This is a genomic window from Bosea sp. 124 (assembly GCF_003046175.1).
Lineage (GTDB): Bacteria > Pseudomonadota > Alphaproteobacteria > Rhizobiales > Beijerinckiaceae > Allobosea.
Genome location: NZ_PZZM01000001.1, coordinates 5,093,101 through 5,114,041, shown reverse-complemented (window position 1 = coordinate 5,114,041; position 20,941 = coordinate 5,093,101). Strand labels below are relative to the sequence as shown.

Below are 20,941 nucleotides of genomic sequence, written 5' to 3'. Positions count from 1 at the left end.
ACAAGCCGATGACACAGATGAACCGCAGAGACCTCCTGGCCGGCGCCGGTGCACTCGGCCTTGCCGCCGCTCTGCCGGGCTATGCCCGCGCCGCCGGCAGCCTCACCGCCGCGATCTATCCCGGCACTTGGGAAGAGGCCTATCGCGGCGTCGTCGCGCCAATTCTGAAGAAGAATTTCGGTGTCGATGTCGCGTTCGATGCGCTCTTTGCCGTCGATCAGGTCGCCAAGGTCCGCGCCGCGCGCGGCGTGCCGCCCTTCGATTGCTTCGTGCTGGATCCGGGCCCGGCGGCGGCTGCGATGCAGGCTGGCCTGTTCGAGCCGATCGACATCAAGAAGCTGAGCAATGCCGCCAAGGTGCCGAAGGGGCTGATCACCTCGCATGCCGTGACCTGCAACGCGCAGGTCGTCGGCATCGCCTACAACCCGAAGAAGTTCCCGAACCCGCCCAAGACCTGGGCCGACCTGTTCAAGAGCCCTTACGTCGAGCGGCTCGGCCTGACCGGCTTCCAGACCACCTTCGGCACCGTCTCGCTGATCGAGATGGCCAAGGCCTTCGGCGGCTCGGAAGCCGATATGGAGCCGATCTTCAAGGCGCTGAAGGAGGCCGTGCCGAAGGTTGCCGCCATCTCGACGCCGGCTGCACTGCCGGGCCTGTTCCAGCAGGGTCAGGTCGACATCATGTACGGCAACACCAACACGGTCGCGATCCTGAAGGGCCGTGGCGTCGATATCGCCTATATCGCGCCGGAATCGGGCTCGATCACCTTCCAGACCACGCTGCACATCGTGAAGGGCGCCGAGAACGTCGACGCGGCCTACAAATACATCGACACGGCGATCTCGCCCGAGGTCCAGACCGCCTTGCAGAATGCGCCTTACAACATGGTGCCGATCAACACCGAAACCGTGCTCGCACCCACGCTCGACATCAAGTCGCTCGACGAATTGTCGAAGATGGTCACCCATGACTGGACCAAGATCAATCCGCAGCGCGCGGCCTGGATCGAGCGTTTCAACAAGGAGATCACCAAGTAAGGCGAGATTTAAGGCAAGTTCGATGGCCGCGATCGCAGCAACCGCGCCGGCAAGCACGGACAAGGTCGACTGGCGCCTCGCGGCGCCGCTCGGCCTGGTCTATCTCGCCTTCTTCGCCGCACCTTTCGCGATCCTGCTCGGAGTCAGCTTCTATGCCGATCCCGAGCAGACGCGGCTGGGCTTCGAGTCCTGGACGAAGTTCTACAGCGACGCCTTCTATCTCAAGGTCATCTTCGACACCCTGAAGCTCGGCGTCTTCGCCGTCATCGCGACGACGCTGCTCGCTTATCCGCTGGCGCTGGTGTTCCGCGCCGCGAGTGCCCGCGCTCAACGCGTGCTGATCTTCATCATCCTGATGCCGCTGCTGACCTCGGTCGTCATCCGCACCTTCGCCTGGATCGTCATCCTGGCGCGCGAGGGGGTGATCAACCAGACACTGATTGGCCTCGGCATCACCGCGACGCCGCTCAACCTGCTGCAGACCGAACTCGGGCTGGTCATCGCGCTGACCCAGATCGAAATGCCGCTGATGCTGTTGCCGCTGCTCACCATCATGAACCAGATGGACCAGAACCTGATCGACGCCTCGCGCGCGCTAGGCGCCTCGAAATGGCGGACCTTCTTCCGCGTCACGCTGCCACTGACCCTGCCGGGCTGGATCGCGGGCGCGACGCTGGTCTTCGCCTCGGCGACGACGGCGTTCATCTCGCAATCGGTGATCGGTGGGGCCAGACTCGTCTATCTCCCGGCCCTGATCTACCAGCAGGTCACGGTCGTCTATAACTGGCCTTTCGCGGCGGTGGCCTCGCTGACGCTGCTCTTCACGGTGCTGGCCGGCATCATGGCGCTGAGCTGGCTCGGCCGCTTCGCCAGGACGAGCTGAGGTCAAGACTATGCAGCGCTCCACGCTCGGTGACGTCACCTACAACTGGGTCATCGGTTTTCTCGCCGGACTCGCCGTCCTGATCCTGATCGGGCCGGTCCTGATCGTCATCGCGACCTCATTCACCACCTCCCAGACCTTGCGCTTCCCGCCGCCGGCACTCTCGCTGCGCTGGTATGGCGAACTGTTCGATTCCGCCCGCTCGGCCCAGATCCACATCGCCGCCTTGAACAGCCTCTGGGTCGCAGGCACCGCGACGCTGATCGGCGCGGTGCTCTCGGTCTTGGCCGCGCTCGCGATCACGCGGGTGGCAAGGCCCTCGGCCCGCTTCCTGGAGGCCAGCTTCCTCTCGCCGCTCGTCCTGCCGACGCTCTCCTACGGGTTGGCTGCGTTGATGTTTTTCTCCGTGCTCGGCATCCGGCCCTCGCTCAACCTGCTGATCGCCGGCCATCTCGTCGTGATCGCGCCCTTCATCTTCCGCACGACGCTGGCGAGCCTGACGCAGCTCGATCCGGTCCTGCTCGAGGCCTCGGCCAATCTCGGCGCCAGCCGCTTCTACGGCTTTCGTCGCATCACCTTGCCGCTGATCGCGCCTGGCATCGCGGCGGGCTGTTTCCTCGCCTTCATCTCCTCGATGGACAACGTCCCGGTCTCGCTCTTTCTCTCCAATGCCCGCACCTCGATGCTGCCGATCCGGATGTGGGGCATGATGGAATCGACGCTCGACGTCCGCATCGCCGCCATCGCCGGCGTGCTGATCCTCGCCACGCTCGTGCTGATGATCGTGATGGACCGGCTGACCGGCCTGACCAGGCGCATGAGCGGGTGATGGAACCCACCGTTGTCATTCCCGGGCATCGCGCAGCGATGAACCCGGAACCCATGGCTGGGTGCAGCCTCAAAGTATCCCGCCGGTTGCACCCGGTCGTGGGTTCCGGGTTCGGCCCTTTCGGCCCGTCCCGGAATGACCGCAAATACGGAGACCGCCTATGACCGCCACCTATGACCGCGACCTGATCGGCTACGGCGCCAATCCGCCCAATCCGCAATGGCCGAACGGTGCCCGCATCGCGATCAACTTCGTGATGAATTACGAGGAGGGCTCCGAGCCCTCGATGCAGGATGGCGAGGGCTTCACCGAAATCGCCCTGACCGAGGCGAACGGCCTGCCGACCGGCGTCAAGGGCCGCGACCTCGCCGGCGAGGGCATGTTCGCCTATGGCAGCCGCGTCGGTTTCTGGCGGCTGATGCGTCTCTTCCAGGAGCGCGACCTGGCCATGACGGTGTTCGGCTGCGCGCTGGCGATCGAGCGCAATCCCGCGGCAGCCGCCGCGATCAAGGCCTCGGGCTTCGACGTCTGCTGCCATGGCTGGCGCTGGATCAAGCACTACGACCTCACCGAGGCCGAGGAGCGCGAGCACATCGCCAGGGCGATCACCTCGCTCAAGGCCACCGTCGGCGAGCGCCCGCTCGGCTGGTATTGCCGCTATGGCCCCAGCGTGAACACCCGCAAGCTCATCGTGGAGGAGGGCGGTTTCCTCTACGATTCAGACGCTTACGATGACGAATTGCCTTATTGGAAGGTCGTCGACGGCAAGCCGCATCTGGTCGTGCCCTATTCGCTCGTCAACAATGACGGCAAGTTCGGCTCGGGCTTTTTCGCCACCTCGAACGATTATTTCGAGTGGCACAAGGACGCCTTCGACATGCTCTACGCCGAGGGCGCGACGCAGCCCAAGATGATGTCCGTCGGCCTGCACATGCGCCTGATCGGTCATCCCGCCCGCGCTGCCGGCCTCGCCCGCTTCCTCGACTATGTCCAGAAGCATGAGGGCGTCTGGGTCACCGGCCGGCTCGACATTGCGAAGCATTGGGCGAAGACGCATCCGTTTGCGGGTGAACTCGGCTGATTGCATGTCATGCTCGGGCTTGACCCGAGCATCTCTTCGACGAGATTCTCAACTCTTCGCTGCGCTCCGGCCGAGAATGACGGCGACGGCGCGTGACCCCATACAAGGACGATCTCTTGCCCGCTCCAGAACTCATCGTCGCGCTTGGCGACGCCCGCTACCTCGTCGAACGCCCGTTCGGCTCCTGGCCGCAGAATGCGGGCTTCGTCACCGATGTGACGGTCGATTCCCGCGGGCATGTCTTCGTGATGCTGCGGCACGATCCGCTGACCCAGCCGAACGATCCGCGCGTAGTCGAATTGTCGCCCGAGGGCGACTATCTCGGTGGCTGGGGCGGGGACCTGATCGCGGATTCGCACATGCTCACGGCCGACGCCCAGGGCCGTATCCTCTGCGTTGACCGCGACATGCACGAGATCATCATCTGCTCGGTCACGGGCGAGCGGCTCGGCGGGCTCGGCCAGCGCGGCGAGCCGCTGGCGCCGTTCAACCACCCGACCGATGTGCATGTCTCGGCCTGGGGCGACATCTACGTCGCCGATGGCTATGCCGCGAGCCGCGTCCACCGCTTCTCGGCCTATGGCGTGCATATCCAGAGCTGGGGCGAGCATGGCGACGGTGACGGCCAGTTCGGCTGGCCGCACGCGATCTGGACCCATGCCGATGGCCGCGTCGTCGTCGTCGATCGCACCCATGACCGCGTCCAGGTCTTCGACCGCAACGGCAATCACCTCGCGAGCTGGACCCATTTCCGCGATCCCGTGGCGATCTGGGGCGACGAGGCTGGCAACACCTATGTCACCGACACGCAGCCGACCCTTCAGAAGATCGGCCCGATGGGCGAGAAGCTCGGCCGCTGCCGGCCCTTCCTGATGGGTGCGCACGGCATCTTCGGCATGCCTGGCGGCGACATCCTGCTGGCCGAGAGCAGCCCGAGCCGTCTCACGCGTCTGCGGCTGCTGGATTGAAATAATGGCTGACCGCCTGGCCATGAAGGCGCGGGGAGGCGACCGCATATGAAGGCCGAGGCTGTTTTGGCGGGACCGGCATGACCGATATCGTCTGGGGTTCAACGCTTCTCACCGGCTTCGACGCAGCCGGTGAGCCGATGATCCTTCACGATGCGGGCGTGGTCTGCGAAGCTGGCGTCATCGTCGCGACCGGCGCCCTGGCAGAGCTGAAAGACCGCTATCCCGAAGCCACGATCAGCGGCGGCGCCGATTTCGCGATCACGCCCGGCTTCGTCAATGCGCATCATCATGTCGGGTTGACGCCGCTGCAACTCGGCTCGCCCGACCATCCGCTGGAACTCTGGTTCGCCAGCCGCATCGCGCTGCGTGATGTCGATCTCCATGCGGACACGCTGTTTTCGGCCTTCGAGATGATCGAGAGCGGCGTCACCACGGTCCAGCATCTGCACAGCCGTGCGCCCGGCACGCCGACGGACATCCTCGCTGCGGCCGAGAAGGTCATCGCCGCCTATCGCGATATCGGCATGCGCGCCTCCTATTCGATGGCGCTGCGCGATCAGAACCGGCTCGTCTACGAGGCTGATCAGGATTTCGTCGCGCGCCTGCCCGAAGAGCTGCGCCCGGCCGCGAGCGCCTTCTTCCAGCGCTTCACCGTGCCGCTCGCTGACCAGGTCGCGGTATTCGACGAACTTGTCGCCCGTCATGGCGCGGGCGATCGAATCCGCATCCAGATCGCGCCGGCAAACCTCCACTGGCTCTCGGAAAAGGCGCTGGAGGTGACCGGCGAGCTCCAGCGCCGCACCGGCCTGCCCGTGCATATGCATGTGCTGGAGACGCCTTATCAGAAGGCCTATGCCCGCAAGCGCACCGGCGGCTCGGCGCTCGCCCATCTCGACAAACTCGGTCTGCTCGGCCCGCATTTCACCATCGGCCACGGTGTCTGGATGAGCGAGGCGGACATCGAACTCGCGGCCGAGCGCGGCGTCTGCGTCTGCCACAACTGCTCGTCGAATTTCCGCCTGAAAAGCGGTGTGGCCCCCGTCAACCGTTTCCTGGCGCGTGGCATTCCGGTCGCCCTCGGCATCGACGAGGCCGGCATCAACGACGATCGCGACATGCTGCAGGAGATGCGTCTCGTGCTGCGCGCCCATCGCGAGCCCGGCATCGATGCGCCCCATCCCTCATCAGCCCAAGTGCTGCGCATGGCGACGGAGGGCGGCGCCGGCACCACGCCCTTCGCCGGGCGCATCGGCCGGCTCGATCCCGGCATGGCGGCCGATCTCGTGCTGTTCGACTGGCCTGCCGTGACCTTCCCCTATCAGGACGCTGCGCTCGGCTTCGTCGACGTGCTGGTCCAGCGCGCCAAGGCGAAGGCGGTGCACAGCGTCATGATCGGCGGCGAGTTCGTCTATCGCGAGCGGCGCTTCACTAGGCTCGACCGCGACGCGGTACTGGCCGGAATCGCCGAGGCGCTGGCGAAACCGAGGACATCGGCGGAGCAGGGCCGCGTGGCGCTGTCGCAGGCGCTGCTGCCGCATGTCCGGTGCTTCTATGACGGCTATCTCGACGGGCAGGGGGACGAGCCGTTCTATCGGCCGAGCGGGCGCTTCTGAGGCGCGGGAGGTACTCAGAAACCCCGCGCGATCCGCTTCTGCGCCAGTCGCACGGCGGCGGGGATCGGCGCGATGACCGGGACCGGGAAGCGCAGATTGAGCGACTGAGCGGCCTGTCCGAGCGGCCCGCCGCCGATCACCAGCGCCTTTGCCCCGAGTGTCTCGATAGCATGGGCGCAAGCCTTGGCGAGCGCCTCCACCAGCGTGGCCTGGTCGGCCATCACGGCATGAACGTCGCCTTCCGTCAGCGCGACGCCGCGCATCGTCGCGCCATGGCCATAGGCGTGCGCCAGGGCCGTGATCGAGTCGACGAGATCGGGCGTCGTCGTCACCACGGCGAAGGGCCGGCGGCCGGAGCCTGCCTCCGCCATGCCGGCCTCGGCGATGCCGGTGACTGGGCAGGCGAGGCGCAGCCGCAACGCCGCCAGCCCGGGGTCGCCGAAGGCCGAGATGATGACGCCGTCGGGCGGCGTCGTGGCGATCGTGCCGGCGAGCGCCTGCACGGCCTTGGCAGACTGTGCCAGGGCCTCCTCATTGGTGATCAGCGGCACGCCATAGGGCGCGCTCATCGCGTCGATCACGGTCCCGCCGGGTGCGGCCGCCTGGGCGATGGCGCGCATCATGCTGGTCGTGGCGGCATTGGTGTTGGGGTTGATCAGCAGCAGGCGCGTCATGGGCTCTCCGGCACGGCGGCGATGAAGGCGCGCGCGATCTCGGCACGGCTGGCGATCCAGATGCGCCCGCGTCGCTTGGCCAGCAGGCGCAGGATATCGCGAAAGGCCGCGAGCCGCGCGGGTCGCCCGACGATGCGGAGATGGAAGCCGATATTGAGCAGGCGCGGCAGGCCGCGTTCGGCCTCGGCCTCCAGTACGTCGAGCGCGTCGGTCACGTAGTCCACCATCTCCCGCGCCCGGACGAAGCCGTTGGGATGGAAGAACTTCATGTCGTTGCTGTCGAGCGAATAGGGCACCACGAGCAATGGCGCCCCGGGCAGGGTCCGGTCCCAATAGGGCAGGTCGTCGTCGAAGCCGTTGGAGGTGTAGAGGAAGCCGCGCTCGGCCAGCAGCGAGCGCGTCCACGGGCTCTCGCCGCCGCGGCAGAAGAAGCCGGCTGGCCTGACGCCGGTCGCGGCGGTGATCGTCTCGACGCAGCGGTCGATGTCGGCAGCCTCGGTTTCACGCGTGTCGTAGTCCGCATGCGGGCGCCAGCGCCAGCCATGCACGGCCGGTTCGTGGCCACGCTCCACGACGATCCGCGCGAGGGCCGGAACCCGCTCGACCGCGCGCCCGCAAAAGAAGATTGTCGACCGGATCGCAGTCTCGTCGAGCGCGTCGAGCATCCGCCAGAGGCCGGCCCGCATGCCGTAGCCGAAGATCTGCTCCTGACCCTGGTCGCGTTTCCCCGCAGGCACGACGCTGATCACCTCGCCCATGGTTTCCGAGCGCGCATCGCCGTCGCCGACCTGAAGCTCCGCACCCTCCTCGAAATTGACCACGACCGAGACGGCGAGCCTCGCGCCGTTCGGCCAGGTGATGTCGGGCCACGCACCGGCATAGCCTTCGAGGTCGCGTTGGGTCATGCCTGCAACTCTAGATCAGGATCGGCGGCATGGGCAGCGCTTCTCAACCCTTGCCGCTTGCCGCCAGCCAGTGCCGGGCGATGGCGTCGCGGCGGGCGAACCAGACGCCGGGCTTTGAGGCGGCATGGGCCAGGAAACGCTCCAGCCCGCCGATCCGGCCCGGCCGCCCGATGATCCGCAGATGCAGCCCCACCGACATCATCCGCGGTGCGTCGCCGCCTTCGTCGTAGAGCCGGTCGAAGGCATCGATGCAGTAGCGTGCGAAATCATCGCCGAAGACGAAGCCACCACCGCGCTGGAAGCGCATGTCATTGGTGTCGAAGGCATAGGGCAGGACGAGGTGTTCGGCCCCCTCGACATCGACGAAGAACGGAAGGTCATCATTGTAGGCGTTGGAATCGTACAGGAAACCGCCATGCTCACGCAGCAGCCGGCGGGTGTTGACCGACGTCGCCGAGCGCGTGTGCCAGCCGACCGGCGGCGTGCCGGCCGCCTCCGTGATCGCCGACACGGCCCGCGCGATCGCCTCGCGCTCCTGCGCCTCGCTCATGCCGGCGTGGCGCTCCCAGCGCCAGCCATGGGCCGCGACCTCGTGGCCGTCTGCGACCGCCTCCTGCGCGAGCCAGGGCGAGAGCGCGACGGCCCGGCCATTGGCGTTGAGCGTCGCGCTGACACCATAGCTCTTGAGCAGCGCGCGGATGCGCGGCCAGCCGGCGCGCGGGCCGTATTCGAAATGCGATTCCATGCAGAGATCGCGGACGCCGGTGATTTCCTCGACGACCTCGTAGACGCTCTCGTTGCGCTCGTCGCCCTGGCCGATCGAAAGCTCCGCGCCCTCCTCGACATTGACGACGACGGAGACGGCGAGCCGTGCGCCGTTCGGCCAGCGGATGGCGGGCGGATTGGCGCCGTAACCGCGAAAGTCGCGGTCGCCCTCGGGCATGGGCGACATCAGAGATCGGCCATCCGGCGCAGCCCCACCAGCCGGTCGCCGATGATGAGCACGCCGGCCGCCAGCAGGATCAGCAGGGCAGAGATCGCCGCGATCGTCGGATCGGGGCTTTCCTCGACATATTGCAGCATCTGGATCGGCAAGGTCTTGGTCCAGGCATCGGTGAAGAAGATCGAAATCGGATAATTGTCCATCGAGGCCAGGAAGGCGAACATGCCCGAGGTGAGGAAGGCTGGAGCCAGCGCCGGCACCAGCACCTTCATCACCGCCTTCGGATAGGGCAGGCCGAGCGTGCGTGCGGCATCGATCAGGGTGAAGTCGAACAGTGACAGCGCCGCATAGACCGTCCGCACCACATAGGGCAGCGTGATCACGACATGGGCCAGGATCAGGCTGACCCAGACATCGCGCAAACCAGCCGCCCGGAAGGTTTCCAGCATCGCGATGCCGATGACGAGGCCGGGCAGCATCAGCGGCGACACCAGGAAGGTGACGATCGCGTCGCGCGCCCGGAACTGGCTGCGCAGCAGGCCGATGGCGCAGAGCGTCCCCAGTGCCAGCGCCACCACGGTCGAGAGCGCCGCGAGCTGGACCGAGGCCGCGACGACCGGCCAGAGTTCGCGCGAGCGGCCGAGCGCCTGATACCAGCGCAGCGACCAGCTCGGCGCCGGCAGCGTGAAGACGGCGCTCGACCCGAACGAGACCATGACCGTGACGACGAGCGGCGTCAGCAGGAAGACCACCGTGAAGGCGGCCAGCGTCCAGACGACGACCGAGGCGATGCGTTCGATGGCGGTCACGAGGCTCCTCCCAGCCGCTTCGACAGCGCGGCGCTCCCGACCACGACGGCAACCGTGAGCACCAGCAGCACCACGGCGGTCGTCGATCCGAGCTGTTCGTTGCGCATGAACAGGAAGGAGCGGCCGGTCAGCGTCGCCAGCGTCTGGAAGCGGTCACCGATCAGTAGGTTCGGGATCACATACATCGAGGCCGCCATCGAAAACACGAAGGCGATGCCGGTGACGATGCCCGGTAGCGACAGCGGCAGCGCGACCTTGAAGAAGCGGTAGAGCGGCGAGGCGCCGAGCGTCGCGGCCGCCTCGCCGAGGCGCGGATCGACCAGCTTCAGCACCGAATAGATCGGCAGGATCATGAAGGGCACGAAGACGTTGGCCGCGCCGATCACCAGCCCGGCTTCGGTGAAGAGCAGGCGCTGCGGCTCGTTCCATAAGCCGAGACCCATCATCAGTTGCGAGACGACGCCGTCGCGCCGCAGCACGATCTGCCAGGCAAAGGCTTTGACCACCACGCCGACCGAGAGCGGCAGGATGATCGCGACCAGGATCAGGGCCTGCGCCAGTCCGCTGGCCCGCGACAGCGCCAGTGCCGTTGGATAGCCGATGACGAGGCAGACCAGCGTGACCATCACCGCGATGCGGACGGTGTTGCCGATCACGGTCCAGCTGAAGGGATCGGACAGGAATCCGACGAAGGGGGCCAGCGAGGGCACCCCGCCGACCATGATGCTGCGCCCGAGCAGCACCAGAAGCGGCACGCCATAGACGATGGCGAGATAGAGAACGGCCGGCAGGGCCAGCAGGATGACCGGGTCGAGACGGCGCGCGGCAGTCATGGCGAACTGTCCGGCGCAGGGTAGATCAGCGTGTCCTCGACATCCCAGGACAGCGGGAGTTTCGTGCCGGGTCCCGCCGCGGCTGGCAAAGCGGGGGCCTCGACCAGGATCTGCCCGCCTTCAGGTGCCTGGAAATGCAGTTGCACGCGGGCACCCTGGAAGGCGGCATCGGAGAGCGGCGCCTCGATCCGGTTGGCACGGTCGTGGTCGAGTGCGATGCGTTCAGGCCGTACGCCGACGAGGACGGGGCTGCCCGGCAGGAAGTTGCCTCTGGCGCGCAGCAGGCCGGCGGCCGTCGCGACGGTGACGATGCCACCGGCCGATTCGGTGACCTTGCCGGGCAGGCGTGTCGACAGACCGACGAAGCCGAGCGCAAAAGGCGTGGCCGGCTTGCGGTAGATCTCGGCCGGCGTGTCGAGCTGTTCGATGCGGCCGCGATACATCACCGCGATGCGGTCCGACATCGTCAGCGCCTCGTCCTGGTCATGCGTGACGAAGATCGCGGTGGTGCCGACCTCGCGCAGCAGGCGCTTCAGGTCGATCTGCATGGTCTCGCGCAGCTTGCGGTCGAGCGCCGAGAATGGCTCGTCGAGCAGGAGGAGCTTCGGCCCGACGACCAGCGCGCGCGCCACTGCGACACGCTGCTGCTGGCCGCCCGAGAGGGCCTTGATCGAGCGCCCGGCATAGGCGCCCATCTGGACGAGGTCGAGGAAGCGCGCGACTGCGGGCGCGACGTCGGCTGCGGGCGCCCCGCGTGCCTTGAGCCCAAAGGCGACGTTTTCCGCGACGGTGAGATGCGGAAACAGCGCATAGCTCTGGAACACGACGCTGACGTCGCGCCGATGCGGCGGGCGCCGTGTGATGTCCTCTCCGTCGAGGGCGACCTTGCCCTGGTCGGGCCGCATCAGCCCGGCCACGATGCGCAGCAGCGTGGTCTTGCCGCAGCCCGAGGGGCCGAGCAGCGAGATGAACTCGCCGCGGCTCATCGAGAGGTCGACGCCGTCCAGGACCAGGGCGCTGCCGAACGTCTTCGCCGCCCCGGCGACGGAGAGGAAACCGTCCGCCATGCTCAGATCGCCATCTCGCGGTCCCAGCGCTTGACCCAGTCATTGCGCTGGGCCGCGACATTGGCCCAGTCGATCTGGTGGATCTTGACGTCGGCGCCCAGGCCCTCCGGTTTCGGAACGGCCTTGTTGGTGGCGAGCGAGAAGGTCGGCCCGGCGAGCTTGCTCTGCAGTTCGGCCCCGAGCAGTTCGTTGACATAGGCGAAGGCGAGCTCGGCCTGCGGCGCGCCCTTGATCACGGCGATGCCCGACGGCATCGCGAAGACGCCTTCCTTCGGCGCGACGAGATCGATCGGCGCGCCGGCCGCCTTGCGCTCCAGCGCATAGGACGACATCGCCGGTCCGATCATCCAGGCCTCACCCTGTTCGAGCAGATTGAAGGCCTGCGGCTGCTGGGTGTAGATCGTCAGCAGGTTCGGCTTCAGCGAAGCCAGCTTCTTGAAGCCGGCATCGGTGTCCTTCTGCACGCTCTCTATCGTGCCCCCTGCGAGCAGCCCGGCGACGAACAGCGAGGGCAGGCCTTCCGTATTCTGCAGCGACGGGATGACGATGCGGCCCTTGTATTTCGGGTCGAACATCTCGGCCCAGGAGGAGGGCGGGGTCTTCATCGCGCTCTTGCTGTAGGCGACGCCGAGCCAGGGCTGGAGGTAGTTTGCCCACATCCCCTCCATATGGGTCGATCCAGGCAGCAGGTCGGCGAGGTTGGGCGCTTTGGCGACGGTCAGCGGCTCGAGCAGGCCCTCCTTGACCGCCAGGATCATGACGGGATCGTCCATCTGGACGACCGACATGTACTGGCTGCCCTTGTTCTTCTGCATCTTCTCGAGATTGACGAGGGAGCGCGTGCCTTCGAACAGCACCTTGCAGTTGTACTTCTTCTCGAAGGCGGGGGTGACGATCTGCTCGACCCAGGGCTTGTGGCCGGCGGCGCCGCCGACGACGAGTTCCTTGGTCTGCGCGCGCAGCACGGCCGGAGAGGCGATCAGCACGGAGGCCGCGGCTCCGGCCCGGAGCAAGGCGCGGCGGGTCGGCTGGCCCTCGAAAAGCGTATCCATGGTCTGGCCTCTCAGCTTCGGCGCGCTCCCAGGTGGCGCGGACATCCGAAGGCTTTAGCAACCGCCATGCCAATTGCCGGACGACTCATGACGCCTTGAAAAGATGTCGTAATTTCAGATGGATGAGGGCGGTTCCGGAATCGGTTTCATCACGGGAACAGGCGCGGCCATAGCGCATGGTCGTGTCAATTTTGTGCACAATCGCAAATAGAATGTGCATAAGATTCGGGCCGCCGATGATAGAGTGGGGATGATCGGAGGCGTCGTTGGCGGACAGCGGAAGACCGCTCGCCGGCCCGAACATGCGGTATGACGGATTGAAATGAACGAAGCGACGATTCACGCGATCCTCTCCCGATTCCTCCTGGCCGGCGGCCTGCCGGGCGGGATGAAGCTCGGCGAGCATCGCCTCGCCGAGGTCTTCGGGGTCAGCCGCGAGCGCATTCGCAAGGTGCTGCACCGGCTCGGCCATGAACGCCTGCTGGAGATCGTCAAGAATCGCGGCGCTTTCACCATCGAGCCCGACCTGCGCGAGGGCCGCGTGGTCTACGAGGCCAGGCGCATCCTCGAAAGCGGCATGGTCGCCCATCTCGCCGACACCCTGACCGAGCCCCAGATCGCCCGGCTGCGCGAGCATGTCGATGCCGAGGCCGATGCGATGCGGCGCGGCGATCAGCCGACCTGGCTCAGGCTCTCGGCCGAATTCCATTTCCTGCTGGCCGAGATGATCGGGAACCCGATCGTCCAGCGGCAGGCGCATGAACTGATCAGCCGGACGCTGATGCTGGTGAAGCGCTACGAGACGACGGCTGGCTCGGCTTGCGGCTGCGAGGAGCATCGGCTGATCTTCCGGGCGCTGGCGGCGGGCGAGCGCAACAAGGCGGTCAAGGCGATGAGCAGCCACCTCTCGCTCGTCGAGACGCGGCTGAGGCCGATCGTCTGCGACGATGCCAGCCCACCGATCGAGACGATGCTCGCCGGGGAAATCGCGGCGTTCCGCGCCGAGCGGGACGACGCGGCGCCAGCCGCCGCCCCGGTGGCTCGTGCCCGCGAGGCCGCCCCGCTCTGAACGCGTGGCACGGCTGCTGCCGCTGACGGGCATGTGAGATTGCACGGCCGGGCAGGGCGGCTATCGTCCCGCCCATCATGCGTCGATTCCTCGGCGCCTTTGGTGTCCGTGGAGCTTCCGATGGCAGACCTGTCCGCTTTTCCGATCACGACGCGCTGGCCGGCGAAGCACCCCGACCGCATCCAGCTCTATTCGCTGCCGACGCCCAATGGCGTGAAGGTGTCGATCGCGCTGGAGGAACTCGGCCTGCCCTACGAGCCGCACACGATCAATATCGGCCAGAACGAGACCTGGGGGCCAGAATTCCTCTCGCTCAACCCCAATGGCAAGATTCCGGCGATCATCGATCCAGATGGGCCGGGTGGCAAGCCGCTCGGGCTGTTCGAGTCGGGCGCGATCCTGGTCTATCTCGCGGAGAAGACCGGCAAGCTGATGTCGGCCGACCCGGCTGCCCGCTACGAGACGATCCAGTGGGTGATGTTCCAGATGGCGGCCATCGGGCCGATGTTCGGCCAGCTCGGCTTCTTCCACAAATTCGCCGGCAAGGACTATGAGGACAAGCGCCCGCGCGACCGCTACGCCGCCGAAAGCAAGCGCCTTCTCGGTGTGTTGGAGACGCGGCTTGCCGGGCGCGACTGGATCATGGGCGCCGACTACAGCATCGCCGACATCGCGACCCTCGGCTGGGTGCGCAATCTCGTTGGTTTTTATGGCGCCGGCGAACTCGTCGATTACGCCAGCTTGAAGAACGTTCCGGCCTGGCTCGAGCGCGGACTGGCACGGCCCGCCGTCCAGCGCGGTCTCGACAGCCCGAAGCGGCCGGCCTGAGGAGCGTCCAGCGTGGCGATCACGATCTACGGCATCAAGAACTGCGACACGATCAAGAAGGCGCGGAGCTGGCTGGAGGCGCATGGGGTGGCCCATGCCTTCCATGACTACAAGGCCAGCGGCGTCGATCGCGCCTCGCTGGAGCGCTGGGTGAAGCAGCATGGCTGGGAGACGGTGCTGAACCGCTCCGGGACGACCTTTCGCGCCTTGCCCGACGCCGACAAGCATGGCCTCGACGCGCAAAAGGCCATCGCCCTGATGCTGGCGCAGCCCGCGATGATCAAGCGACCGGTGCTCGATCTGGGCGAAGGCGCGACGATCGTCGGCTTCAAGCCGGAAATCTATGCCGGGGGCATCAAGCCTGCGGCGGCTTGACCGCCCACCATTGCCGGCACGAAGCGGAGCTTTTTAAGCGACGGCTCAACGGGTGGTTGAGCCGTCGCTGATAGGGTGCGCGTCATGGCGACACCTCTTGCCCTGCCGCAACCCGCGTTGCCATCGGTTTCCTATGGCCCCTTTCGGCTGCTCCAGGCGATCCCCTGGCTCATGCTGGCGGCGACGATGCGCCTTGTGGCATTTGGCGGCGGATTGATCGCCGTGCCGGCCATCGTGATCGCCAATGTCTCCTTGCTCCTGGCATTTGTGATCGTGACGTGGCGCATGGTGCTGATCAGCAACGGTCAAAGCGGCCTGGGCCAGATGGGTCTGTCGCAGCAGATCAAAATGTCCCGCACCGTTCTCCTGCCGATTTTCGGTCTCATGATCGTGGCGACCATCGTCGCAGCGAGTTCCGGCCTTGTCGCCGAGCCTCATGAGCTCATGCTGGGTTTTGACGGCATCGCCTTTGATCAAAGGAGTCCTCTCGGCCGTGTCTGGAGCGCACTCGTGGCGGCTCTGCTCCTGCTGATGGTGCTGCAGGTCGACGAGGCGTCGAAGCCTGGTCTTTTCAAAGCGATGCGGCAGTTTGCGGACAGGGCGAGCTGGCTCGTGCCGGGTGTCCTGCTGGTGGCTGCGATCTCGATCCTGCTTCATCCGGTCCAGGGCTGGTTTCGGATGCTGATCCGCGACATGTGGTTCCACGCCGACCTCCCTCGCAGCGTCAAGGGGCTGCTCTTCTTCGCATTCGTCTTTTCCTTTGCGACCGTGCGGCTATGGCTGACGGTGGCGATCCTGGTGTTCGCGCTGCGCCAATCCTATCGGACGCGATAGACCGGCTGACACGCGGTCAAGGCGCAGCCGCTACACCGGACGCGCCCTTTCGCGACGCGGCCGACTGCGCTACCTCGCAGCCCATGACGACCGAGCCCAGCGCGACCGACTTCAGCTTCCATCTCCACGCCCGCGACGGCGCCGCCCGCACCGGCGAAATCCGTATGCCGCGTGGCGTCATCCGCACGCCGGCCTTCATGCCCGTCGGTACGGCCGCCACCGTCAAGGGCATGTATCCCGATCAGGTCCGGGCGCTCGGCGCCGATGTCGTGCTCGGCAACACCTATCACCTGATGCTGCGGCCTGGCGCCGAGCGGGTGGCGAAGCTTGGTGGCCTGCACAGCTTCATGAACTGGCCGCACCCGATCCTGACCGATTCCGGCGGGTTCCAGGTGATGTCGCTCGCCAATCTGCGCAAGCTGACGGAGGAGGGCGTCACCTTCCGCTCCCATATCGACGGCTCGAAGCACATGCTCAGCCCCGAGCGCTCGGTCGAGATCCAGAACCTGCTCGGCTCCGACATCGTCATGCAGCTCGACGAATGCGTCTCGCTGCCCTGCGAGGACAAGGTCGCGGAAAAGGCGATGCGGCTCTCGTTGCGCTGGGCGCAGCGCTGCAAGGAGGCCTTCGGCAATCCCGCGGGGCGGGCGCTCTTCGGCATCGTTCAGGGCGGCTCGGTGCCGGCTCTGCGCGTCGAAAGCGCGCGCGAGCTCGTCGCCATGGACCTGAAGGGCTACGCCATCGGCGGTCTGGCCGTGGGCGAGCCGCAGGATGTCATGCTGGCGATGATCGAGACGGTCGAGCCGCATCTGCCGCAGGCCAGGCCGCGCTACCTGATGGGCGTCGGCACGCCCGACGATATCGTGCAGGCCGTCTGCCGCGGCATCGACATGTTCGACTGCGTGATGCCGACCCGCGCCGGCCGCCACGGCCAGATCTTCACGCGGTTCGGCCGGATGAACCTGAAGAATGCGAAGCACGCCGAGGACCCGCGCCCGGTCGACGAGGCCTCGTCCTGCCCGGCGGCGAGGGACTGGTCGCGCGCCTATCTGCACCACCTCGTCAAGGCCGAGGAGATGCTGGGGAAGATGCTGCTGACCTGGATCAACCTCGCCTATTATCAGGAGCTGATGGCCGGGCTGCGCGCCGCGATCGCGGCCGGCCGGCTGGCCGATTTCGTCGCCGAGACCAAAGAGGGCTGGGTTAGGGGCGACACCTCGGGCGAGGCGGCGTGATCGACCCCTGGTTTCTGCTGCTGGCTGTCAAGATGGCGACCGCGGCGGCCGTCGTCGTCGGCTGTTCGCTCCTGGCCGAACGCAGCGGGCCGATGGTCGCGGCGTTGATCGCGACGCTGCCGATCTCGATCGGCCCGGTCTACATCTTCCTCGCCCTCGATCATGACGCCGCTTTCATCGCGCAAGGCGCTCTCGGCAGCATGGCGGCCAATCTCGCCAATGCGGGGCTGAGTTTCGCCTATGTGCCGATGGCGCAGCGCTTCGGAACCGCCCTCTCTCTCGGGGCGGCGATGCTGGCCTGGCTTGCGACGCTGCTCCTGCTGCGCCTGCTCGAACCGTCGCTTCCCGTCATGCTGGCCGCGACGATCCTCGTCTATGGCGGCTTGCACCGGCTCTTCCGGCCTTATCGCGCGGCGCGGCCGACGCATGAGCCGAGCCGGCCCTGGTACTTGATCCCGATGCGCGCCGGCTTCGTCGCGACGCTCGCCGGTACGGTGACGACGCTCAGCGCGCATCTCGGCCCGAACTGGTCTGGGGCGCTCGCAGCGCTGCCGGTGGTGCTGACCAGCATGATCGTGATGCTTCAGCCGCGGATCGGCGGACCTGCGACCGCGGCCGTCATCGCCAATGGCGCATTGCCCCTGATCGGCTTCGGGATCGCGATCGCAGCCGTCCAGTTGACGGCAATCCCGCTCGGATCCGCGGTTGCGCTGACGCTGAGCCTCGCCATCTCGGTCGTCTGGAATCTGGGGTTGATGCGGCTAAGCCGCCGCGCGCGCTGAGCGCCGCCAGGACGCCACGAACAATCCGCCGATGATCAGGCCAATGCCGGCCACCTGCAGGCCGGTCGGGATCTCGCCGAGAACCGGGATGCCAAGCAGCGTCCCGATGACCGGAATCGTCGGCGGGAAGCGCCCGGCCAGGGCGGGGCCTAGCCTGCGGGCAGCCAGGCTCCACAGCCACAGCCCGAGAACGACGTTGAGCACGCCCTGATTCAGCCCGTGCAGGACGATGACCCACCAGGGCGCGACGTCGAAGCCCCGGAAGAAGAACAGCGCATAGAACGGCAGATAGACCATCGAGAGCACCGCGACGATGCCCGTCACCTTCAGCGCGTCGAGACGCCAGAGCTGGACGAGCAGCGGATACATGCCCCAGATCAGCCCGACCCCGACGAAGCAGAGATCGCCGAACAGGATCGACGGATTCGTATGCGTCGTCCCGGCGATGCCGAGGCAGACCAGGCCGAGCAGTACCGCCACGACGCCGAGCACGAGCTGGCGCGTGACCATCGCGCCGAACAGCACGACGCTGCCGATGATGCTGATCACCGTGACGAGCCCCGGCCCGATCGTTGCGCCATGGGCGGCTGGTGCATAGGTCACGCCGGTCAGCAGCAGGAAGCTCATTGGAAAGCCGCTCATCACCGCGAGCAGGATGCCGCGGCCCCAGCCGACGCCGTTGCAGGTCGCGACGCCGCGGGCGAGGAATCCCGGTAACAGCAGAAGGCCGGCGATGCCGAAACGCATGGCCAGCAGGTCATGCGAGGACAGGCCGTTCAGCACGGCATGGCGGCTGATCACGAAATTGGAGCCGAAGATCACCATGGCGAGCACCATGCCGGCAAAAGAAAGCCGCCAGAGCCGCTTGTCGCGAATCTGCGTGGCTTCGGACAACGGCGACATCTGGTCCATGCATCCGGTATCGCTCGATTGCCGGAGCGGCGTTAGCACCGCGGGTGCATGGCCCCTGCGCGCCGCATTCGCAGGTGCAGCATCGGCGCTCTGTCTCTCTTCGGAAACAATCGGAGACGAAACATCGCAATTGCTCCTAGCTTCAGCCGTTCTCGTGCCGGTGCGCCGGTGCTCTCCTGATCGTGTTCAAGGAGGAGCTTCGGACATGTCGGGTTCTGTCTTTACGGCTGCGGCCGGTTTCCTGCGCGGCGTCGGCAATCAGGCGGCCGTCTCGGTTGCGGCCTCGGCCATCGCCGCGGCGCTGCTCGCCCTTCCCGCCGGCTTCTCGCTATCGGTCTTTGGCGGCACGGCGGAGCAGGGCGATGCCGGCCGCAACGCCGCCGAGGGCTGGGTTTCGCCCGTGGCGTCCGACGGCAAGATCCGCGAGCGTCATCATGATGCAGCAGCCGGCGGGGACGCGGCGATGCCCGCGCGGGACGGCCAGGGCCTGGTCGGCCCGGCAGCGATCGTCATGCCGATGGCGCTCGCATGGACGCAGCCAGCTGCCGATGTCGCGGTAGCTCAGCAGGCGCGTCCCGCTCCTGTCGCCGAGCCACGCATTCGCACCCAGCAAGCGCAGGCGTTGCCGCCGCGCCGGCCGGCGATCGAACGGCCTCTAGCCGAACGCACGGCTGCTGTCGCCGAGTTGGCGCCGCTTCAGGTCGCGCGTTCGGCCGTCCAGATCGCGGAGAGACTGCCGGCAACCGACGCGGCCATGCCGCAGCAACAGCGCAGCCTGCTCGGCGTGACCATGCCCGCGCCGGTCTCCCGCGTCGGCGACGCGGTCTCCGGTGCGGTCGGTCTGGTCGGCGCGGCGGGGAGCTGGACGCTGTCGCGCGCCTCGGACCTGCTGCCGCGCCTGTGAGGCTCAGGCCAGCGCCTTTAGCGCGGCGCGGCCGGCATAGACCGCCTGGGCGCCGAGCTCTTCCTCGATACGCAGGAGCTGGTTGTACTTCGCGGTCCGGTCGGAGCGGGCGAGCGAACCGGTCTTGATCTGCCCGCAATTCGTCGCGACCGAGAGGTCGGCGATGGTCGAATCCTCGGTCTCGCCCGAGCGGTGCGACATCACGGCGGTATAGCCGGCGCGCTGCGCCATCTCGACGGCGGCCAGCGTCTCGGTCAGCGAACCGATCTGGTTGACCTTGACCAGGATCGAGTTGGCCGTCTTCTCCTTGATGCCGCGCGACAGGCGCGTGACGTTGGTGACGAAGAGATCGTCGCCGACGAGCTGGCACTTGCCGCCGACGAGATCGGTCAGCGCCTTCCAGCCCTCCCAATCATCCTCGGACATGCCGTCCTCGATCGAGACGATCGGGTAGTTGCCGACGAGCTTGGCGAGATACTTGGCCTGCGCCTTGGGATCGCGGGTCTTGCGCTCGCCCTCGTAGACATAGGTGCCATCCTTGAAGAACTCGGTCGCGGCGCAGTCCAGCGCCAGCGCGATGTCCTCGCCGGGCTTGTAGCCAGCGGCCTCGATCGCCTGCATGACGAAGTCGAGCGCCGCTTCCGCCGACTTGATGTTCGGCGCGAAGCCGCCCTCGTCGCCGACATTGGTGTTGTGGCCGGCGTCGTGGAGCTTCTTCTTGAGGGTGTGGAAGATCTCCGAGCCCATCCGCAGCCCTTCCGAGAAGGACGGAGCGCCGATCGGCATGATCATGAATTCCTGGAAGTCGATCGGGTTGTCGGCATGGGCGCCGCCATTGACGATGTTCATCATCGGCACGGGCAGGATGCGGGCGGAGGTGCCGCCGACATAGCGGTAGAGCGGCAGGCCGGCGGCCTCGGCCGCGGCCTTGGCGACGGCGAGCGAGACGCCCAGGATGGCATTGGCGCCGAGCTTGCTCTTGTTCTCGGTGCCGTCGAGTTCGATCATCGCCTCGTCGATGGCGACCTGATCCTCGGCATCCATGGCGACGAGCTGCTCGGCGATGGCGACATTGACGGCCTCGACGGCCTTGAGCACGCCCTTGCCGAGATAGCGGCTCTTGTCGCCGTCGCGGAGTTCGACCGCCTCATGCGCGCCGGTCGAGGCGCCGGAGGGAACGGCGGCGCGGCCCATCGAGCCGTCTTCCAGCACGACATCGACCTCGACTGTGGGGTTGCCGCGGGAATCGAGGATCTGGCGGCCGATGATATCGATGATCGCGGTCATGGAAAGCTCCGTGGCGGA

At 66.8% G+C, this 20,941-nt stretch carries 23 protein-coding genes; 13 read left to right on the top strand and 10 right to left on the bottom strand.

All coding sequences use genetic code 11. The features are described 5' to 3' along the window. The first annotated feature begins 8 nt into the window (after positions 1-8). The 6 genes from C8D03_RS24240 (at position 9) to C8D03_RS24215 (ending at position 6,414) form a co-directional block, all read left to right on the top strand. Entirely contained in the window at positions 9-1,037 is a 1,029-nt protein-coding gene (locus C8D03_RS24240; RefSeq protein ID WP_108050406.1) for an extracellular solute-binding protein, read from the top strand. Between the two features lie 22 nt (positions 1,038-1,059). Further along, the gene (locus C8D03_RS24235) at positions 1,060-1,920 is read left to right on the top strand and encodes an ABC transporter permease (protein WP_108050404.1); all 861 of its coding nucleotides are present in this window, start codon (positions 1,060-1,062) and stop codon (positions 1,918-1,920) included. 10 nt (positions 1,921-1,930) lie between these two features. Further along, positions 1,931-2,749 (top strand): ABC transporter permease, encoded by an 819-nt coding sequence (locus tag C8D03_RS24230; RefSeq protein WP_108050402.1) that lies wholly within the window; start codon positions 1,931-1,933, stop codon positions 2,747-2,749. Positions 2,750-2,909: 160 nt separating this feature from the next. Further along, on the top strand, positions 2,910-3,830 hold the full coding sequence (locus C8D03_RS24225; RefSeq protein ID WP_108050400.1) for an allantoinase PuuE: 921 nt from the start codon (positions 2,910-2,912) through the stop codon (positions 3,828-3,830). Positions 3,831-3,922: 92 nt separating this feature from the next. Then, entirely contained in the window at positions 3,923-4,798 is an 876-nt protein-coding gene (locus tag C8D03_RS24220) for an NHL repeat-containing protein (RefSeq protein WP_210203957.1), read from the top strand. Positions 4,799-4,878: 80 nt separating this feature from the next. Then, complete coding sequence (locus C8D03_RS24215; protein WP_108050396.1) at positions 4,879-6,414, top strand: amidohydrolase family protein; 1,536 nt, start codon at positions 4,879-4,881, stop codon at positions 6,412-6,414. Between the two features lie 14 nt (positions 6,415-6,428). On the opposite strand, the gene C8D03_RS24210 is transcribed toward C8D03_RS24215, so the two are convergent. The 8 genes from C8D03_RS24210 to C8D03_RS26300 form a co-directional block, all read right to left on the bottom strand. Beyond that, entirely contained in the window at positions 6,429-7,088 is a 660-nt protein-coding gene (locus tag C8D03_RS24210) for an aspartate/glutamate racemase family protein (protein ID WP_108050394.1), read from the bottom strand. Continuing rightward, positions 7,085-7,993 (bottom strand): polysaccharide deacetylase family protein, encoded by a 909-nt coding sequence (locus C8D03_RS24205; protein ID WP_108050392.1) that lies wholly within the window; start codon positions 7,991-7,993, stop codon positions 7,085-7,087. Before C8D03_RS24205 ends, C8D03_RS24210 begins: the two co-directional genes overlap by 4 nt. A gap of 43 nt (positions 7,994-8,036) precedes the next feature. Continuing rightward, the gene (locus C8D03_RS24200) at positions 8,037-8,945 is read right to left on the bottom strand and encodes an allantoinase PuuE (protein ID WP_108050390.1); all 909 of its coding nucleotides are present in this window, start codon (positions 8,943-8,945) and stop codon (positions 8,037-8,039) included. Beyond that, positions 8,945-9,745: an ABC transporter permease gene (locus tag C8D03_RS24195; protein WP_108050388.1), complete on the bottom strand. Its 801-nt coding sequence runs from the start codon at positions 9,743-9,745 to the stop codon at positions 8,945-8,947. Before C8D03_RS24195 ends, C8D03_RS24200 begins: the two co-directional genes overlap by 1 nt. Then, the gene (locus tag C8D03_RS24190; RefSeq protein ID WP_108050386.1) at positions 9,742-10,578 is read right to left on the bottom strand and encodes an ABC transporter permease; all 837 of its coding nucleotides are present in this window, start codon (positions 10,576-10,578) and stop codon (positions 9,742-9,744) included. The genes C8D03_RS24195 and C8D03_RS24190 overlap by 4 nt, the downstream gene beginning before the upstream one ends. Then, positions 10,575-11,645, bottom strand: a complete 1,071-nt coding sequence (locus C8D03_RS24185; RefSeq protein ID WP_108050384.1) for an ABC transporter ATP-binding protein — start codon at positions 11,643-11,645, stop codon at positions 10,575-10,577. The genes C8D03_RS24190 and C8D03_RS24185 overlap by 4 nt, the downstream gene beginning before the upstream one ends. Before the next feature lie 2 nt (positions 11,646-11,647). Beyond that, complete coding sequence (locus C8D03_RS24180) at positions 11,648-12,697, bottom strand: ABC transporter substrate-binding protein (protein ID WP_108051959.1); 1,050 nt, start codon at positions 12,695-12,697, stop codon at positions 11,648-11,650. Positions 12,698-12,782: 85 nt separating this feature from the next. Continuing rightward, complete coding sequence (locus C8D03_RS26300; protein WP_146170280.1) at positions 12,783-13,040, bottom strand: hypothetical protein; 258 nt, start codon at positions 13,038-13,040, stop codon at positions 12,783-12,785. On the opposite strand from C8D03_RS26300, the gene C8D03_RS24175 reads away from it, so the two are divergent. From C8D03_RS24175 to C8D03_RS24150, 6 genes are all read left to right on the top strand, one after another. Continuing rightward, positions 13,020-13,766, top strand: a complete 747-nt coding sequence (locus C8D03_RS24175) for a GntR family transcriptional regulator (RefSeq protein ID WP_108050382.1) — start codon at positions 13,020-13,022, stop codon at positions 13,764-13,766. The two genes, C8D03_RS26300 and C8D03_RS24175, sit on opposite strands and share 21 nt — an antisense overlap. A gap of 120 nt (positions 13,767-13,886) precedes the next feature. Next, positions 13,887-14,594, top strand: coding sequence for a glutathione S-transferase N-terminal domain-containing protein (locus C8D03_RS24170; RefSeq protein ID WP_108050380.1), 708 nt, complete (start codon positions 13,887-13,889; stop codon positions 14,592-14,594). Between the two features lie 12 nt (positions 14,595-14,606). After that, positions 14,607-14,969, top strand: a complete 363-nt coding sequence (locus tag C8D03_RS24165; RefSeq protein ID WP_108050378.1) for an ArsC family reductase — start codon at positions 14,607-14,609, stop codon at positions 14,967-14,969. Between the two features lie 84 nt (positions 14,970-15,053). Beyond that, positions 15,054-15,803, top strand: a complete 750-nt coding sequence (locus C8D03_RS24160) for a hypothetical protein (protein WP_146170279.1) — start codon at positions 15,054-15,056, stop codon at positions 15,801-15,803. A gap of 83 nt (positions 15,804-15,886) precedes the next feature. Next, on the top strand, positions 15,887-17,038 hold the full coding sequence (gene tgt / locus C8D03_RS24155; protein WP_108050374.1) for a tRNA guanosine(34) transglycosylase Tgt: 1,152 nt from the start codon (positions 15,887-15,889) through the stop codon (positions 17,036-17,038). Next, positions 17,035-17,820 carry a hypothetical protein gene (locus C8D03_RS24150; RefSeq protein ID WP_248308607.1) on the top strand — a complete coding sequence of 262 codons (786 nt, stop codon included), beginning with the start codon at positions 17,035-17,037 and terminating at the stop codon, positions 17,818-17,820. Before tgt ends, C8D03_RS24150 begins: the two co-directional genes overlap by 4 nt. On the opposite strand, the gene C8D03_RS24145 is transcribed toward C8D03_RS24150, so the two are convergent. Further along, positions 17,800-18,732 (bottom strand): DMT family transporter, encoded by a 933-nt coding sequence (locus C8D03_RS24145; RefSeq protein ID WP_108050372.1) that lies wholly within the window; start codon positions 18,730-18,732, stop codon positions 17,800-17,802. The genes C8D03_RS24150 and C8D03_RS24145 overlap by 21 nt on opposite strands. Before the next feature lie 205 nt (positions 18,733-18,937). Between C8D03_RS24145 and C8D03_RS24140 the strand changes: the two genes are divergently transcribed. Beyond that, positions 18,938-19,636 (top strand): hypothetical protein, encoded by a 699-nt coding sequence (locus C8D03_RS24140; RefSeq protein WP_108050370.1) that lies wholly within the window; start codon positions 18,938-18,940, stop codon positions 19,634-19,636. Between the two features lie 3 nt (positions 19,637-19,639). On the opposite strand, the gene eno is transcribed toward C8D03_RS24140, so the two are convergent. Next, positions 19,640-20,923: a phosphopyruvate hydratase gene (eno, locus tag C8D03_RS24135; protein ID WP_108050368.1), complete on the bottom strand. Its 1,284-nt coding sequence runs from the start codon at positions 20,921-20,923 to the stop codon at positions 19,640-19,642. Between the last annotated feature and the right edge of the window lie 18 nt (positions 20,924-20,941).

What these genes read in the sequence shown, in the direction of transcription:
- C8D03_RS24225 (WP_108050400.1), top strand. Translation starts at nt 2,910, where the DNA reads ATGACCGCCACCTATGACCGCGACCTGATCGGCTACGGCGCCAATCCG.
- C8D03_RS24185 (WP_108050384.1), bottom strand. Translation starts at nt 11,645, where the DNA reads ATGGCGGACGGTTTCCTCTCCGTCGCCGGGGCGGCGAAGACGTTCGGC.
- C8D03_RS24160 (WP_146170279.1), top strand. Translation starts at nt 15,054, where the DNA reads ATGGCGACACCTCTTGCCCTGCCGCAACCCGCGTTGCCATCGGTTTCC.
- eno (WP_108050368.1), bottom strand. Translation starts at nt 20,923, where the DNA reads ATGACCGCGATCATCGATATCATCGGCCGCCAGATCCTCGATTCCCGC.
- C8D03_RS24175 (WP_108050382.1), top strand. Translation starts at nt 13,020, where the DNA reads ATGAACGAAGCGACGATTCACGCGATCCTCTCCCGATTCCTCCTGGCC.
- C8D03_RS24200 (WP_108050390.1), bottom strand. Translation starts at nt 8,945, where the DNA reads ATGTCGCCCATGCCCGAGGGCGACCGCGACTTTCGCGGTTACGGCGCC.
- C8D03_RS24240 (WP_108050406.1), top strand. Translation starts at nt 9, where the DNA reads ATGACACAGATGAACCGCAGAGACCTCCTGGCCGGCGCCGGTGCACTC.
- tgt (WP_108050374.1), top strand. Translation starts at nt 15,887, where the DNA reads ATGACGACCGAGCCCAGCGCGACCGACTTCAGCTTCCATCTCCACGCC.
- C8D03_RS24140 (WP_108050370.1), top strand. Translation starts at nt 18,938, where the DNA reads ATGTCGGGTTCTGTCTTTACGGCTGCGGCCGGTTTCCTGCGCGGCGTC.
- C8D03_RS24180 (WP_108051959.1), bottom strand. Translation starts at nt 12,697, where the DNA reads ATGGATACGCTTTTCGAGGGCCAGCCGACCCGCCGCGCCTTGCTCCGG.
- C8D03_RS24215 (WP_108050396.1), top strand. Translation starts at nt 4,879, where the DNA reads ATGACCGATATCGTCTGGGGTTCAACGCTTCTCACCGGCTTCGACGCA.
- C8D03_RS24190 (WP_108050386.1), bottom strand. Translation starts at nt 10,578, where the DNA reads ATGACTGCCGCGCGCCGTCTCGACCCGGTCATCCTGCTGGCCCTGCCG.
- C8D03_RS24210 (WP_108050394.1), bottom strand. Translation starts at nt 7,088, where the DNA reads ATGACGCGCCTGCTGCTGATCAACCCCAACACCAATGCCGCCACGACC.
- C8D03_RS24145 (WP_108050372.1), bottom strand. Translation starts at nt 18,732, where the DNA reads ATGGACCAGATGTCGCCGTTGTCCGAAGCCACGCAGATTCGCGACAAG.
- C8D03_RS24205 (WP_108050392.1), bottom strand. Translation starts at nt 7,993, where the DNA reads ATGACCCAACGCGACCTCGAAGGCTATGCCGGTGCGTGGCCCGACATC.
- C8D03_RS24170 (WP_108050380.1), top strand. Translation starts at nt 13,887, where the DNA reads ATGGCAGACCTGTCCGCTTTTCCGATCACGACGCGCTGGCCGGCGAAG.
- C8D03_RS24230 (WP_108050402.1), top strand. Translation starts at nt 1,931, where the DNA reads ATGCAGCGCTCCACGCTCGGTGACGTCACCTACAACTGGGTCATCGGT.
- C8D03_RS24235 (WP_108050404.1), top strand. Translation starts at nt 1,060, where the DNA reads ATGGCCGCGATCGCAGCAACCGCGCCGGCAAGCACGGACAAGGTCGAC.